General features: G+C 66.6%; 14 protein-coding genes and 1 riboswitch. Of the genes, 9 read left to right on the forward strand and 5 right to left on the reverse strand.

The features are described 5' to 3' along the window. Window positions 1-56 precede the first annotated feature (56 nt). Window positions 57-1,373: an NCS2 family permease gene (locus tag AC5P60_RS15510; RefSeq protein WP_005408048.1), complete on the reverse strand. Its 1,317-nt coding sequence runs from the start codon at window positions 1,371-1,373 to the stop codon at window positions 57-59. A gap of 92 nt (window positions 1,374-1,465) precedes the next feature. Next, the gene (ettA, locus tag AC5P60_RS15515) at window positions 1,466-3,130 is read right to left on the reverse strand and encodes an energy-dependent translational throttle protein EttA (protein WP_483693482.1); all 1,665 of its coding nucleotides are present in this window, start codon (window positions 3,128-3,130) and stop codon (window positions 1,466-1,468) included. A 252-nt stretch (window positions 3,131-3,382) separates the two neighbouring features. Here ettA and AC5P60_RS15520 point away from each other — a divergent pair, with 252 nt between their 5' ends. From AC5P60_RS15520 to ribD, 7 genes are all read left to right on the forward strand, one after another. Continuing rightward, on the forward strand, window positions 3,383-3,856 hold the full coding sequence (locus AC5P60_RS15520; protein WP_033834700.1) for an RcnB family protein: 474 nt from the start codon (window positions 3,383-3,385) through the stop codon (window positions 3,854-3,856). 187 nt (window positions 3,857-4,043) lie between these two features. Next, window positions 4,044-5,297: a serine hydroxymethyltransferase gene (gene glyA / locus AC5P60_RS15525; RefSeq protein WP_005408051.1), complete on the forward strand. Its 1,254-nt coding sequence runs from the start codon at window positions 4,044-4,046 to the stop codon at window positions 5,295-5,297. A 124-nt stretch (window positions 5,298-5,421) separates the two neighbouring features. Next, complete coding sequence (locus AC5P60_RS15530) at window positions 5,422-5,895, forward strand: hypothetical protein (protein WP_483693483.1); 474 nt, start codon at window positions 5,422-5,424, stop codon at window positions 5,893-5,895. A 6-nt stretch (window positions 5,896-5,901) separates the two neighbouring features. Next, on the forward strand, window positions 5,902-6,357 hold the full coding sequence (locus AC5P60_RS15535; RefSeq protein ID WP_049430323.1) for a hypothetical protein: 456 nt from the start codon (window positions 5,902-5,904) through the stop codon (window positions 6,355-6,357). Further along, a complete protein-coding gene (locus AC5P60_RS15540) occupies window positions 6,350-6,799 on the forward strand; it encodes a hypothetical protein (protein WP_033834704.1) in 450 nt (149 codons plus the stop codon). The genes AC5P60_RS15535 and AC5P60_RS15540 overlap by 8 nt, the downstream gene beginning before the upstream one ends. Before the next feature lie 149 nt (window positions 6,800-6,948). Next, on the forward strand, window positions 6,949-7,470 hold the full coding sequence (nrdR, locus tag AC5P60_RS15545; RefSeq protein WP_004143350.1) for a transcriptional regulator NrdR: 522 nt from the start codon (window positions 6,949-6,951) through the stop codon (window positions 7,468-7,470). A 165-nt stretch (window positions 7,471-7,635) separates the two neighbouring features. Beyond that, window positions 7,636-8,721 (forward strand): bifunctional diaminohydroxyphosphoribosylaminopyrimidine deaminase/5-amino-6-(5-phosphoribosylamino)uracil reductase RibD, encoded by a 1,086-nt coding sequence (gene ribD / locus AC5P60_RS15550; RefSeq protein WP_483693484.1) that lies wholly within the window; start codon window positions 7,636-7,638, stop codon window positions 8,719-8,721. Window positions 8,722-8,796: 75 nt separating this feature from the next. Here ribD and AC5P60_RS15555 read toward each other — a convergent pair whose 3' ends face one another. The 3 genes from AC5P60_RS15555 to AC5P60_RS15565 form a co-directional block, all read right to left on the reverse strand. Continuing rightward, on the reverse strand, window positions 8,797-9,132 hold the full coding sequence (locus tag AC5P60_RS15555; protein WP_239667776.1) for a hypothetical protein: 336 nt from the start codon (window positions 9,130-9,132) through the stop codon (window positions 8,797-8,799). A 134-nt stretch (window positions 9,133-9,266) separates the two neighbouring features. Continuing rightward, window positions 9,267-10,151, reverse strand: a complete 885-nt coding sequence (locus AC5P60_RS15560; protein WP_483693485.1) for a hypothetical protein — start codon at window positions 10,149-10,151, stop codon at window positions 9,267-9,269. 151 nt (window positions 10,152-10,302) lie between these two features. Continuing rightward, window positions 10,303-10,923 (reverse strand): hypothetical protein, encoded by a 621-nt coding sequence (locus AC5P60_RS15565; protein WP_033834706.1) that lies wholly within the window; start codon window positions 10,921-10,923, stop codon window positions 10,303-10,305. Between the two features lie 187 nt (window positions 10,924-11,110). Continuing rightward, window positions 11,111-11,256, forward strand: a riboswitch (FMN riboswitch). 74 nt (window positions 11,257-11,330) lie between these two features. On the opposite strand from AC5P60_RS15565, the gene AC5P60_RS15570 reads away from it, so the two are divergent. Then, window positions 11,331-11,933, forward strand: a complete 603-nt coding sequence (locus AC5P60_RS15570; protein WP_483693486.1) for a riboflavin synthase — start codon at window positions 11,331-11,333, stop codon at window positions 11,931-11,933. Further along, complete coding sequence (ribB, locus tag AC5P60_RS15575) at window positions 11,930-13,030, forward strand: 3,4-dihydroxy-2-butanone-4-phosphate synthase (RefSeq protein WP_033834708.1); 1,101 nt, start codon at window positions 11,930-11,932, stop codon at window positions 13,028-13,030. Before AC5P60_RS15570 ends, ribB begins: the two co-directional genes overlap by 4 nt. The last annotated feature ends 51 nt before the right edge of the window (window positions 13,031-13,081 follow it).

Below are 13,081 nucleotides of genomic sequence, written 5' to 3' on the forward strand. Positions count from 1 at the left end.
AGTGCTGCGGGGTCGGATCCCATTGCATCGCAATGGGCTCTGGCCCCACACAACGGTCATTCCAGCGCGTAGCGCAGGGTGAACAGCACCGCCACCAGCCACACCGCCGGATGCACTTCGCGCCAGCGCCCGGTGCCGGCCTTCAGCGCGGCATAGGCGATGAAGCCGAACGCCAGGCCGTTGGCAATCGAGTAGGTGAACGGCATCGCCAGCGCACACAGCGCCGCCGGCACCGATTCGGTCAGGTCGCTCCAGTCCACTTCCACCAGTTCGCGCAGCATCAGGCCGGCGACGAACAGCAGCGCGGGCGCGGTGGCATAGCTGGGCACCATTGCCGCCAGCGGCGAGAACAGCAGCGCCGCCAGGAACAGGGCCGACACCACCAGCGCGGTCAGGCCGGTACGGCCGCCTACCTGCACGCCCGAGGCGCTTTCAGCGAAGGCGGTGGTGCTGCTGGTGCCCAGCATCGAACCCGCCACGATGGCGGTGCTGTCGGCCAGCAGCGCGCGGCCGAAACGCTTCTGCGCGCCCGGCAGCTTCAGCAGGCCGGCACGGCCGACCACGCCGTACAGCGTGCCGGTGGCATCGAACACCTCCACCAGCACGAACACCAGCACCACCTGCAGAAGTACTGCGATGGGTGCGCCGCCGTCATGGTGCAGCAGGCCCGGCAGGTCCAGCTGCAGGAAGGTGGGTGCAAGGCTCGGCGGCAGCGAGACCAGGCCCTGGTACTGCACGTCGCCCAATGCCCAGCCAGCGCCGGTCACGGCCAGGATGCCGATCAGGATCGCACCGCGGATGCGCCGCGCTTCCAGCACCGCGATCAGCAGGAAGCCGGCCAGTGCCAGCAGCGGCGGCGCCGTGTTCAACGGGCCCAGCGCCACCAGTGTGTCTTCATTGCCGACGATCACGCCGGACTTCTGCAGCGCGATGATCGCCAGGAACAGGCCGATGCCGGCCACGATGGCCGAGCGCAGCGATGAGGGAATACCCGATACCAGCCACGCGCGTACTCCGGTCAGCGACAGCACCAGGAACACCAGGCCTGAGATGAACACCGCACCCAGTGCCTGCTGCCACGGCAGGCCGGCGGCGCCGACCACGGTGAAGGCGAAGAACGCGTTCAGGCCCATGCCCGGCGCCATGCCCACCGGGAAGTTGGCGGCCAGCGCCATTACCGCCGAACCCAGCGCTGCGGCCAGGCAGGTGGCCACGAACACCGCGCCGGCATCCATGCCGGTGGTGCCGAGGATCTCGGGGTTCACGAAGACGATGTAGGACATCGTCAGGAAGGTGGTGACACCGGCCAGCAGTTCGGTGCGCACGGTGGTGCCGTGCTGCTGCAGCTGGAACAGGCGCTCGAACAGGGACATGGAGATTCTCGCGACAATAAGGTGTCACGACCAACGGTCGTGACCTACCCGAATGCAGAACGGCCGCGCAGAGCGCGGCCGTTCTTCCTTTCTTATTTCAGCGCCTTGAAGCGCAGGCGCTTCGGCGCGGCGTCGTCGCCCATGCGGCGGCGCTTGTCTTCTTCGTACTCGCGGTAGTTGCCCTGGAAGAACTCCACGTGCGAGTCGCCTTCGAACGCCAGGATGTGGGTCGCGATGCGATCCAGGAACCAGCGGTCGTGCGAAATGACGAAGGTGTTGCCCGGGAACTCCAGCAGCGCATCTTCCAGCGCACGCAGGGTTTCGATGTCCAGGTCGTTGGACGGTTCGTCGAGCAGCAGCACGTTGCCACCCTGCAGCAGGGTCTTGGCCATGTGCAGGCGGCCACGCTCACCACCGGACAGCGAACCGACCATCTTCTGCTGGTCCTGGCCCTTGAAGTTGAAGCGGCCGATGTAGGCGCGCGACTGGATCTCGATGCCGTTGATGTTGAGGATGTCCAGGCCGCCGGCGATTTCCTGGAAGACGGTGTGGTTGCCTTCCAGCGCGTCGCGGCTCTGGTCCACGTAGGACAGCTTCACGGTCGGGCCGACCACGATCTCGCCGGTATCCGGCTTTTCCTGGCCGGTGATCATCTTGAACAGGGTCGACTTACCGGCACCGTTCGGGCCGATGATGCCGACGATGGCACCGGCCGGCACCAGGAAGCTCAGGTTGTCGAACAGCAGGCGGTCGCCGAACTTCTTGGAGACGTTCTTGAACTCCATCACCGCATTGCCCAGGCGCTCGCCCGGCGGGATGAAGATTTCGTTGGTCTCGTTGCGCTTCTGGTAATCGACCGACTGCAGCTCTTCCAGGCGGGCCAGACGGGCCTTGCCCTTGGTGCGGCCGCCCTTGGCGTTCTGGCGCGACCACTCCAGTTCCTTCTGGATCGCCTTCTGGCGGGCCTTTTCCTGGTTGTCTTCCTGCTTCAGGCGCTCGTCCTTCTGGGTCAGCCAGTCGGTGTAGTTGCCCTTCCACGGAATGCCGCGGCCGCGGTCCAGTTCCAGGATCCACTCGGCGGCGTTGTCCAGGAAGTAGCGATCGTGGGTGACGGCCACCACGGTGCCGGTGTAGCGCGCCAGGAACTGTTCCAGCCATTCCACCGACTCGGCGTCGAGGTGGTTGGTCGGTTCGTCGAGCAGCAGCATGTCCGGCTTCTGCAGCAGCAGGCGGCACAGGGCCACGCGGCGCTTTTCACCACCTGACAGCTTGCCGACGATGGCATCCCACGGCGGCAGGCGCAGCGCGTCGGCGGCCACGTCCAGCTGGTTTTCCAGCGTGTGTGCGTCGCCAGCGGCCAGGATCGCCTCCAGGCGCTCCTGTTCCTTGGCCAGCGCGTCGAAGTCGGCGCCTTCCTCGGCGTAGGCGGCGTACACCGCTTCCAGCGCGGCCTGGGCCTGCAGCACTTCGCCCACGCCTTCCTCGACCGCTTCACGCACGGTCTTGGTCGGGTCCAGTTCCGGTTCCTGCGCCAGGTAACCGACCTTGATGCCCGGCTGCGGGCGGGCCTCGCCCTCGAAATCGGTGTCCACGCCGGCCATGATCTTCAGCACGGTGGACTTGCCGGCGCCGTTCAGGCCCAGCAGGCCGATCTTCGCGCCCGGGAAGAAGGACAGCGAGATGTCCTTGATGATCTGCCGCTTGGGCGGGACCACCTTGGACACGCGGTTCATGGTGTAGATGTATTGCGAGGACATGCGGTCTCCGTAGGCGCGGCCCTGCGCCCGACCCGTCACGGGTAGATCCCGTTGCGGCAGCGGGCACAGACTGAAATGGAATACCGCCAATTATAGCCGGAACCGGTTCCGGGCCGCTCCCGGGAGGCGCCGCCGGGCTGGCTATCGCCTGAATACTCGGTCACAGTCCTGCAGCGGGAAGCGTTTCCAGCCGGAAACGGTTCAGATCGGTTGCGCAATATGGGCTCACCACCCACCAAGCAGAGGTCTGACATGCGCATCAATCGAGTAATGGCCAGTGCCGTGGCCTCTGTGCTGGCACTGGGCGCCGTGGCCCCGGCATTCGCCGACAACGACCATCGCCGCGACCACGATCGCCGCGAGTGGCGCGAGGATCGCCGTGAGTGGCGCCAGGACCGCCGCGACTGGGAGCGCGACCGCCGCGAGGCCCGTCGCGACTGGGAACGCGACCGCCGCGACTGGCATCGCGACCATGACCGCTACTACCGCCCGGCACCGCCGCGCGTGGTCTATCGTCCGGCCTACGGCCCGGGCTATGGCTGGAAGGTCGGCCACCGCTATCGCGACTACTACCGCGGCCCGATCTACGTGGTGAACGACTACCCGCGCTACAACCTGCGTCGCCCGCCCTACGGGCACCAGTGGATCCGCGATGACCGCGGCAACATGCTGCTGGTAGCCATCGCTACCGGTGTGATCGCCCAGTACGTGCTCAGCAGCCGCTGAGGGTCGCGGCCGGGGTCGGATCCCTTTCCAACGGAAAGAGCACTGACCCCACAACATCCCTCGAAACCATACGGGGCCGGATTCCTTCGGGGATGCCGGCCCCGTCTGTTTCGGCCCCAGCGGGCCGGCGCGGGGCTACAATCAGGGGCTGAGCCGTACCCCTTTTCCCTGCCTGCTGGAGTACCCGATGTTCCCGCGTGACGTCCGCATCGAATCCTACGATCCCGAACTGGCCAAGGCCATCGCCGCTGAAACCCAGCGCCAGGAAGACCACGTCGAGCTGATCGCCAGCGAGAACTACACCAGCCCGGCGGTGATGGAAGCCCAGGGCAGCCAGCTGACCAACAAGTACGCCGAAGGCTACCCGGGCAAGCGCTACTACGGTGGCTGCGAGTACGTGGACATCGCCGAGCAGCTGGCGATCGACCGCCTGAAGCAGCTGTTCGGCGCCGACTACGCCAACGTGCAGCCGCACAGCGGCTCGCAGGCCAACCAGGCCGTGTACTTCGCCCTGCTGCAGCCGGGTGACACCATCCTCGGCATGAGCCTGGCCCACGGCGGCCACCTCACCCACGGCGCCAAGGTGAATGCTTCCGGCAAGCTGTTCAACGCCGTGCAGTACGGCGTGAACGATCAGGGCCTGATCGATTACGACGAAGTCGAGCGCCTGGCCCTGGAGCACAAGCCGAAGATGGTCGTGGCCGGCTTCTCGGCCTACTCGCAGGTGATCGACTGGGCGCGCTTCCGCGCCATCGCCGACAAGGTCGGTGCCTACCTGTTCGTCGACATGGCCCACGTTGCCGGCCTGGTTGCCGCTGGCGTCTACCCGAGCCCGCTGGAACACGCCCACGTGGTCACCTCCACCACCCACAAGACCCTGCGCGGCCCGCGCGGCGGCATCATCGTCGCCAAGGGCGCCGATGAGGACCTGGTCAAGAAGCTGCAGTCGATCGTGTTCCCGGGCATCCAGGGCGGTCCGCTGATGCACGTCATCGCCGGCAAGGCCGTGGCCTTCAAGGAAGCGCTGGAACCGGGCTTCAAGGCCTACCAGCAGCAGGTGGTGAAGAACGCCCAGGCGATGGCCAATACGCTGATCGAGCGTGGCTACAAGATCGTCTCCGGCGGCACCCAGAACCACCTGATGCTGGTCGACATGATCGGCAAGGACGTGTCCGGCAAGGACGCGGAAGCGGCGCTGGGCAAGGCCCACATCACCGTCAACAAGAACTCGGTGCCGAACGACCCGCGTTCGCCGTTCGTGACCTCGGGCCTGCGCCTGGGCACCCCGGCGGTGACCACCCGTGGCTACGTCGAACAGGACTGCGTGGACCTGGCCAACTGGATCGCCGACGTGCTCGACGCGCCGAACGATGACGCCGTCATTGCCCGCGTGCGCGATGCCGTCAGCGCGCAGTGCCGCAAGTACCCGGTCTACGGCTGATCAGGGCCGGGGTCAGAGCCCTTTCCTGGCGGAAAGGGATCCGACCCCGCCTTCCGGATCGACGCAGGGGTCGGATCCCTTCCCGCAGGGAAGGGCTCTGACCCCGTCATCAGGAATCCCGCGCATGGATGAGCGCCGCCTCAAGTACCTGTACATCGCACTGGCGGCGCTGTTCGGCCTGCCCAGCCTGTTCTTCGGCGGTGCCGGCGCCTGCATCGCCGTGGTCATGGGCGTGATCGGGCTCGTCTCGCTGGACGCGGACAAACCGTGGTTTGCCGCCGGCATGCTCGCGTGGGGATCCTGCGCGATCACCGGCCTGGTGGCCTGGGTCGCACTGAGCATCGTCTGGCTGCGCGATGGTGCACGCGGGCTGCACATGGCATCACGCCGCTGGTGGCTGCTGCTGGGCCTGGGCGTGCTGGCAGGCCTGCCCTTGCTGGCGATGGCGCTGTATTACTTCGACGAGCTGGGTTCGTCCGTGCTCAGCGGGCTGTTCGCCGGGCCGTCCCTGTTGGTGCCCACCGGTACGTTGATCCTCCTGCGGCTGCGTGCTGACGCCCTGGGCGAGCCATCCGGCCCGGCGCGATCAGAGGAGTAGGCCCGCGTGGATGAGCGCCGCCTCAAGTACCTGTACACCGCGCTGGCGGTGCTGTCTGGCCTGCCCAGCCTGGTGGTGGGCGGTGCCGCAGCGACGATGCTGCTGCTGACGGGGCTGGGCCAGTTCGGTCATGGCACGCTGGCCTCGGTGACGGTGATGCCGCTGTGGGGCCTGGCCGGCATTGCCGGCTGCCTGGCCTGGTTGTGGCTCAGCGCGGGTTTTCTGATGCAGGGGCGTGCCGGGCTGCACGTGCACCGCCTCTGGTGGTGGATGCTGCTGGCAGGCGGTCTCGCCGCCTTGCCCCCGCTGGGGCTGGCGCTGTGGTGGGGCATCGCCGTGCATGTCGAAGGCATCGGCTTGTTGCTGTTAAGTCCGTCGATGCTGGTGCCGGCTGCGATGCTGCTGTGGATCAAACGCCGCGGATGGACGTGGCCCATGGAAGGAGATCGAACGCATGGATGAGCGTCTGCACAAACGCTGGATGGCGATCGCCGGCCCGCTGGTGGGCCTGCCCGCCGTGGCGGCAGGCGGCACGGGTGCCGTGCTGGGGTTGATGGTCGTATGGGACGGCAAGTATCTGACGGGCGACGAGCACAGGCTGTTGCTGCTGTGGTCGTCGGCCGGAATCATCGGCCTGCTGTCGTGGTTGTGGCTGAGCGGCCTGTTCCTGTGGCGAGGTGTCACCGGCCTGCGCCACTCCCCGGTTGTCGCCTGGGTAGGGCTGGCGGTGGGTGCCCTGGCCGCACTGGGCGTCGTTGCGGCCACGCTGTACTTCACCTTCAAGCATGGGGAGATCTCGACATTGGCCTTCCTCGGCTTTGGCCCACCGCTGCTGGTGATGGCAGGGCATCTGGTGTGGCTGCGTTGGGCGCGCGCGGCCTCGGCGCCGCCGGCACCCGCTTGAACGCGCAGCGCTGACCGCGCAGAAGGCTCGGTTCGACCGAAATGCAGGCACTTCCGCGCAGACAGCATTTGCTGCCGGGCCCCTTCTCAGGTACCTTTGCGACGCTGCCATGACCGTGGCAATAGGTACTTCCCTGAGCCAGGCGTTCCATGCATTGCCCCTTCTGCCAACATGCCGATACCCGGGTCATCGACTCGCGCGTCTCTGAAGACGGCGCGACGATCCGCCGTCGGCGTGAATGCGAAGCCTGCGGCGAGCGCTTCAGCACCATGGAAACAGTCGAGCTGAAGCTGCCGGCCATCGTCAAGAGCGATGGCACCCGCGAAGCGTTCGACCAGCGCAAGGTCCGCGCTGGCTTCGACCGCGCGCTGCAGAAGCGTGCGGTGGCCGAAGACAAGATCGAAGCGGCAGTACGCGCTGTGGTCCACCAGCTGCGCATCAGCGGCGAGCGCGAAGTGCCCTCGATCAAGGTCGGCGAGTTCGTCATGAACGAACTGCGCAAGCTCGACCATGTCGGCTATGTGCGCTTCGCTTCGGTCTACCGCAGCTTCGAGGACGTGGCCGATTTCCGCGAGGAGATCGAGAAGCTTGAACGCGACCTGCCGTCCAGTACCGAACAGCTGCAGCTGCTGGGCGACGTGATTGCCCTGACCAAGAAGAAGAAGGGCTGACCGCCTCTTCCCTGGTAGATGCCAACCTTGGTTGGCTCCGGTGGCCGCATCCACTGGTGGGTGCTGCCCATCCACGCATGGCCTGGATCTACTTTGCTCTGGTGGGTGCCAACCTTGGTTGGCACCAATGGCATGGATGCACACCGGCGGCGTTACCATGGCCGCATGACCACCCCGTTCTCCGTCCTCGACCACCTGCACATGGCCAACGCACTGCGCCTGGCCGAGCGTGCCGCCTACACCACCCGCCCCAACCCGATGGTCGGCTGCGTGATCGCCCATGGCGAACGCGTGGTCGGGCAGGGCTGGCACCAGCGCGCCGGTGGCCCGCATGCTGAAGTGTTCGCGCTGCGCGAGGCCGGCAGCGACGCCCGTGGCGCCACCGCCTACGTCACCCTGGAACCCTGCGCGCACTACGGGCGCACGCCACCGTGTGCGCTGGCACTGATCGAGGCGGGCGTCTCGCGTGTGGTCGCGGCGATGCGCGATCCGTTCCCGAAGGTCGATGGCGGTGGCTTCGATCTGCTGCGCAATGCCGGCATCGAGGTCGCCGAAGGGCTGATGGCGGCACAGGCGCGCGAGCTCAACAAGGGTTACCTGTCGCGCGTGGAGCGCAACCGGCCGTGGTTGCGGGTGAAGCTGGCCGCGAGCCTTGATGGGCGTACCGCGATGGCCGACGGCAGCTCCAAGTGGATCACCGGTCCAGCCGCACGCGAAGACGTGCAGCACTGGCGTGCGCGTGCTGGTGCAATCCTGACCGGCGCCGACACCGTGCTGGCCGACGACCCGATGCTGACCGTGCGCCTGGCCGATACCGAAGTGATGCCACCGTTGCGCGTGGTACTCGATTCGCGCCTGCGTTCGCTCGAGTGCGGCCGCGTGCGCGAGGGCGGGGCACCGACGCTGTACATGCACGATGCGGCGGTGAGTGCGCCGGATGCGGCTGACGCAGAATTTGCCAGCGTGCCCAGCGCAGAAGGCCGGTTGGATCTGGGCGCGGTGCTGGCGCTGCTGGCCGAACGCGGCATCAACGAAGTGCATACCGAAGCCGGCGCGACGCTGGCCGGTGCCTTGCTGCGCGGCGGCTGGGTGGACGAGCTGCTGCTGTACCAGGCCCCCACACTGCTGGGCGACGGCGGACGCCCGTTGCTGACCGGCCTCGGCATCGATGCCATGGACCAGCAACGCCGCCTGCGGGTGGTTGACCAGCGCCAGGTCGGCGAGGACATCCGGCTGCTGCTGCGGCCGTGAGGGAATGGAGGTATCTCCGGCGTCGTCAGGTGCCCTTGTCCTCGTCCTCGTCTTCGTAGGCGGGGCACTGTTCTTTCACTGCTGCTTCCACAGCACGTGCAGGTCGCGGCAGTAGGCACTGAGCGCTTCCCCCGCCAGCTCTGTCGACTTCGACCGTAGTCTGCGGCGGCTGATGCCGTCGTCGTACTCGTCCGGCAGGACCGTCGGTGCACATCGATCGTGGTACTGCAGGAACGCGCGGCAGTCGTCGTTCTCGCTCAGCTGTGCATCAATGTCCCTGTCACGTAGCTGGTTCGACTCGAAGGCAACCGATGGGCGGATGATGAAGGTCTTGGGCCTGTACGCTTCGGCCTGCCCACACACCATCAGCGCCAGCAGCATGACAGTAGTCGACGTCGTACGATGTTTCATGCGGTTGCCCCGGTGGAAGAGGGCAACAGCATTGACCATGCAGGCCGCGCAAGGCCATGCAACGGTTCTGAAAGTGCAGTCGCCCTTGTCGTCGGCGACGATGAGCCGAGCGTGGGCTCGGCTCTATACGTGGCTTACGCGCACTCGTCGGTCCACATCATTTCGGTGATCGGGCGCAGCGACTTGCACTCCTGCGTCATCTCGTCGGCCGACTTCACCTGGGCCTTGGCCTTCAGTTCCTCGGCCATCGCGTCCACGCCGCCGATCTGGTCCGGTGCGATCTTCGCCACGCAGCTGCGGTGCTGCTGCAGCAACAGGTCGCAACCCGGAACGCCGGTCACCTTCGGCGCGTTGGCCGCCTGCGCGTCCTGCATCCAGTCCTCGAACGGTGCCAGCGCACCGGCCACGGTGCCCACCAGATCATCGAAGTTGCCGCTGTACCAGTAGCCATTGTCCTTGGCCGGATACAGGGTGAAGGTGCCGCTGGCCGGAACGCGCGCGCCACTCTGCAGTGCCTGGGTATAGGCATCGGTGAACTGCTTGCGCGCGGCCGGGCTGGCATCGTCGGCCAGGCTGGCGGCGAACAGCGGGCGGACCTTGCCCAGGTCGGGCACCTGGCAGCTGTAGCTGATCCGCGCCAGCTTCTGGTCTTCAACGTATTCGTTGTCTTCGATCACGCTCTTGGTCGCGCGGCACTTCGAATCGCGCAGCGCCTTGGCATACAGCGCTTCGGTGCCCGCAGCGTCGACCTTGGCGCCGGTGCTGGCCAGTACCGTCTGCCAGGGTTCGGCCAAGGCCTTGGCCAGCGCACCCGGGTTCGGGGTCACGGCGTCCTGGCCCTCGAACGCCGGCTTCAGTGCGTCGTTGAGCGTGCGCGTGGCGGCCGCGTCGTCTTCCAGCAGCACGCGTGCATACAGGTCGAAGGCCTGCTCGGGCGTCAGTTGGGCCGGTGCTGCGCTGGCAATCAGCGGGGCGCACAGCAGCACGCTGGCCAGAAGGGTTCGGGTGGGGGTCTTCATGACGGTGTTTTCCTGTTCCAGACGCGCGCAAGCCTAGCGCATCTGCCCACACTTTCGATGGCGCGATGCAACCAGGTGACGGTGTGCAGCGGACAAAAAACGGGCCCCTTGCGGGGCCCGTTCGATCGCACGACGAGGAGCGATCGTTGGATCAGAAGCTGGCGCGCACGCCAACCGAGTACTGGGTGACGTCGCGGTAGCCGGAGATTTCGCCCACCAGACCCCAGGTCTTGGTGAAGTTGATCTGGCCGCCGACGGTGCCGACCCAGGTGCCCTTGTAGTTGTTGCCGCCGTCCATGTAACCGGCCTTGGCCCAGGCTTCGGTCATGCGCGACGGCTTGCCGCGGATGCCCATGGTGACGCGGCCCAGGTTGGTGTGGTCCTTGCCGTGGTAACGCACGCCGTCATAGCGCAGGGTCGATTCGGCGTTCTGGCGAACCCAGGCGGCATCTGCGGTGAAGTCCACGCGGTCGGTCCATGGCATGTGGTAGCCGATGCCGAGCTCCGGCTGGTTCAGTTCCAGTTTCAGCGAATCCTCGCCGTAGTGGCGGGTCTTGCTGGTACGCGACCATCCGCCGAACACGTAGACCTGTTCAGCCAGCGCGACCGAACCACGCAGGTAGCCGCCGTCGACCTTCGGGTCGTCCAGTGCGTTGTCGTCAACCTTGACCTGCGTCCAGCCGCCTTCAACGTAGGTGTAGCTCAGGGCATCGGCGGAGGCCGAGAACGGGGCGGCGGCCAGCAGGGCGGCCACGATCAGGATCTTGCGCATGGGAATTCCTGTGAATTTCAGTCCATTGGCGGGCCTGCCGTCGCGGCTGCCCGTGGCGACATCATGTCGTCCAGGGCGGAATTTTAATGAAAGTTTTACAAATTGCGAGCGACGGCCGTCACAGCTGCGGCATCCGACCCCGTTCAGCCTGGGCTGTTACACTGGTCACGCCGGTTCGCCGGTATACAAACGTCTTCAGGGCGGGGTGCAATTCCCCACCGGCGGTAGGTGCGCAAGCACGAGCCCGCGAGCGCCCCGGCCCACGGCCGGGGGTCAGCAGATCCGGTCCAATGCCGGAGCCGACGGTCATAGTCCGGATGAAAGAAGACGGTGCCACAGGGCTCATGCCCTGCGTGCGCCTGTTTGCCTTGCGGCGTTTTTCGCTCACTTTTCGCGGAGAACGTTACTTGTTTACTGGAATCATCGAAGGCGTCGGCCGTCTGGCCGCACGCGAATCCATCGGCGGCGATGTCCGCTTCACCTTCAGTGTCGGGAATCTGCCGTTCGACAACGTGCAGATGGGCGAGAGCATTGCCATCAACGGCGTCTGTCTCACTGTCATCGCATTCGACGCCAGCAGCTTCCAGGCCGATGCCTCCACCGAGACCCTGGGCCTGACCACGCTGGGCCAGCTGGGCGAAGGGGCAGTCATCAACCTGGAACGCGCCATGCGGCCAACCGACCGCCTCGGCGGCCATCTGGTCAGCGGCCACGTCGACGGCCTCGGCCAGGTGCTGTCCATCCACGAAGACGCGCGCGCCCAGCGTTGGCGTTTCGCCGCGCCGGTCTCGCTGCGCCGCTACATCGCCAAGAAGGGCTCGATCTGCGTGGACGGCGTCAGTCTCACCGTCAACGAAGTGGACGATGAAGGCTTCGAAGTCGCCCTCATTCCGCACACCGTGGCCAACACCGCGTTTTCCGCTACCGGCGTGGGCAGCGCGGTGAACCTGGAAATCGATCTGGTCGCTCGGTATGTCGAGCGGTTGTTGGGTGAAGGAGCCCGCGCATGAACTTCGCACCCATCCCCGAAATCCTGGAAGACATCCGCCTGGGCCGCATGGTGGTCATCGTCGATGACGAAGACCGCGAGAACGAAGGCGACCTGATCATGGCCGCCGAGCTGGTGAAGGCCAGCGACATCAATTTCATGGTCACCCACGGCCGTGGCCTGGTGTGCCTGCCGCTCACCCGCACGCGCGCGGCCGATCTGGGCCTGGCGCCGATGGTGCAGGCCAATACCGCCCAGTTCCAGACCAACTTCACGGTCAGCATCGAGGCTGCCGAGGGCGTTACCACCGGCATCTCGGCGCATGACCGCGCGCACACCATCCGCACCGCGGTGAAGCCCAATGCCAAGCCATCGGACCTGCACCAGCCGGGCCACATCTTCCCGCTGATCGCCCAGCCGGGCGGCGTGCTGACCCGCGCCGGCCACACCGAAGCCGGCGTCGACCTGGCCATGCTGGCCGGGCTGGAGCCGGCCGGTGTGCTGGTGGAGATCCTGAACCCGGATGGCAGCATGGCGCGCCGCCCGGAGCTGGAAATGTTCGCCCGCGAGCACGGGCTGAAGATGGGCTCCATCGCCGATCTGATCGCCTACCGCCTGGCCACCGAAAAGACCGTTGAACGCGTGGACGAGCGCGAGATCGACACCGAGTTCGGCCCGTTCAAGCTGGTGACCTACCGCGACCGCATCGCCCACGACATGCATTTCGCGCTGGTGCGCGGGACCCCGGATGCGGACACCCCGACCCTGGTACGCGTGCAGGTGGAAAATCCGCTGGCTGACCTGCTGCATTGGCGCCGTGACGACTTTGGCGTGGCCGCCACCGATGCCCTGCGTGCGATCGATGCCGAAGGCAGTGGCGTGATGGTGGTGCTGTCGGCCCCGCGCGACGGCGAAGCCCTGCTGGCCCGCCTGCGCCAGCAGCCGGCGCCGGTGGTGCCGGGCAAGGACAAGGATGTGGGCCAGTGGCGCCGCAATGGTGCCGGCGCGCAGATCCTGTCCGACCTGGGCCTGGGCAAGCTGCGCGTGCTGGGCACCCCCCGCCGCCAGATCGGCCTGGCCGGGTACGGCCTGGAAGTGGTGGAGACGGTGACCCTGTAATGGGTAGTGCCGGCCGCTGGCCGGCAACCGCATCCCCGGGCTTGCCGGCCA

Source organism: Stenotrophomonas sp. YJH_SMC_120 (assembly GCF_059368675.1).

What these genes read in the sequence shown, in the direction of transcription:
- AC5P60_RS15565 (WP_033834706.1), bottom strand. Translation starts at nt 10,923, where the DNA reads ATGCGCAAGATCCTGATCGTGGCCGCCCTGCTGGCCGCCGCCCCGTTC.
- nrdR (WP_004143350.1), top strand. Translation starts at nt 6,949, where the DNA reads ATGCATTGCCCCTTCTGCCAACATGCCGATACCCGGGTCATCGACTCG.
- AC5P60_RS15510 (WP_005408048.1), bottom strand. Translation starts at nt 1,373, where the DNA reads ATGTCCCTGTTCGAGCGCCTGTTCCAGCTGCAGCAGCACGGCACCACC.
- ribB (WP_033834708.1), top strand. Translation starts at nt 11,930, where the DNA reads ATGAACTTCGCACCCATCCCCGAAATCCTGGAAGACATCCGCCTGGGC.
- AC5P60_RS15560 (WP_483693485.1), bottom strand. Translation starts at nt 10,151, where the DNA reads ATGAAGACCCCCACCCGAACCCTTCTGGCCAGCGTGCTGCTGTGCGCC.
- AC5P60_RS15530 (WP_483693483.1), top strand. Translation starts at nt 5,422, where the DNA reads ATGGATGAGCGCCGCCTCAAGTACCTGTACATCGCACTGGCGGCGCTG.
- AC5P60_RS15540 (WP_033834704.1), top strand. Translation starts at nt 6,350, where the DNA reads ATGGATGAGCGTCTGCACAAACGCTGGATGGCGATCGCCGGCCCGCTG.
- ribD (WP_483693484.1), top strand. Translation starts at nt 7,636, where the DNA reads ATGACCACCCCGTTCTCCGTCCTCGACCACCTGCACATGGCCAACGCA.
- glyA (WP_005408051.1), top strand. Translation starts at nt 4,044, where the DNA reads ATGTTCCCGCGTGACGTCCGCATCGAATCCTACGATCCCGAACTGGCC.
- AC5P60_RS15520 (WP_033834700.1), top strand. Translation starts at nt 3,383, where the DNA reads ATGCGCATCAATCGAGTAATGGCCAGTGCCGTGGCCTCTGTGCTGGCA.
- AC5P60_RS15555 (WP_239667776.1), bottom strand. Translation starts at nt 9,132, where the DNA reads ATGAAACATCGTACGACGTCGACTACTGTCATGCTGCTGGCGCTGATG.
- ettA (WP_483693482.1), bottom strand. Translation starts at nt 3,130, where the DNA reads ATGTCCTCGCAATACATCTACACCATGAACCGCGTGTCCAAGGTGGTC.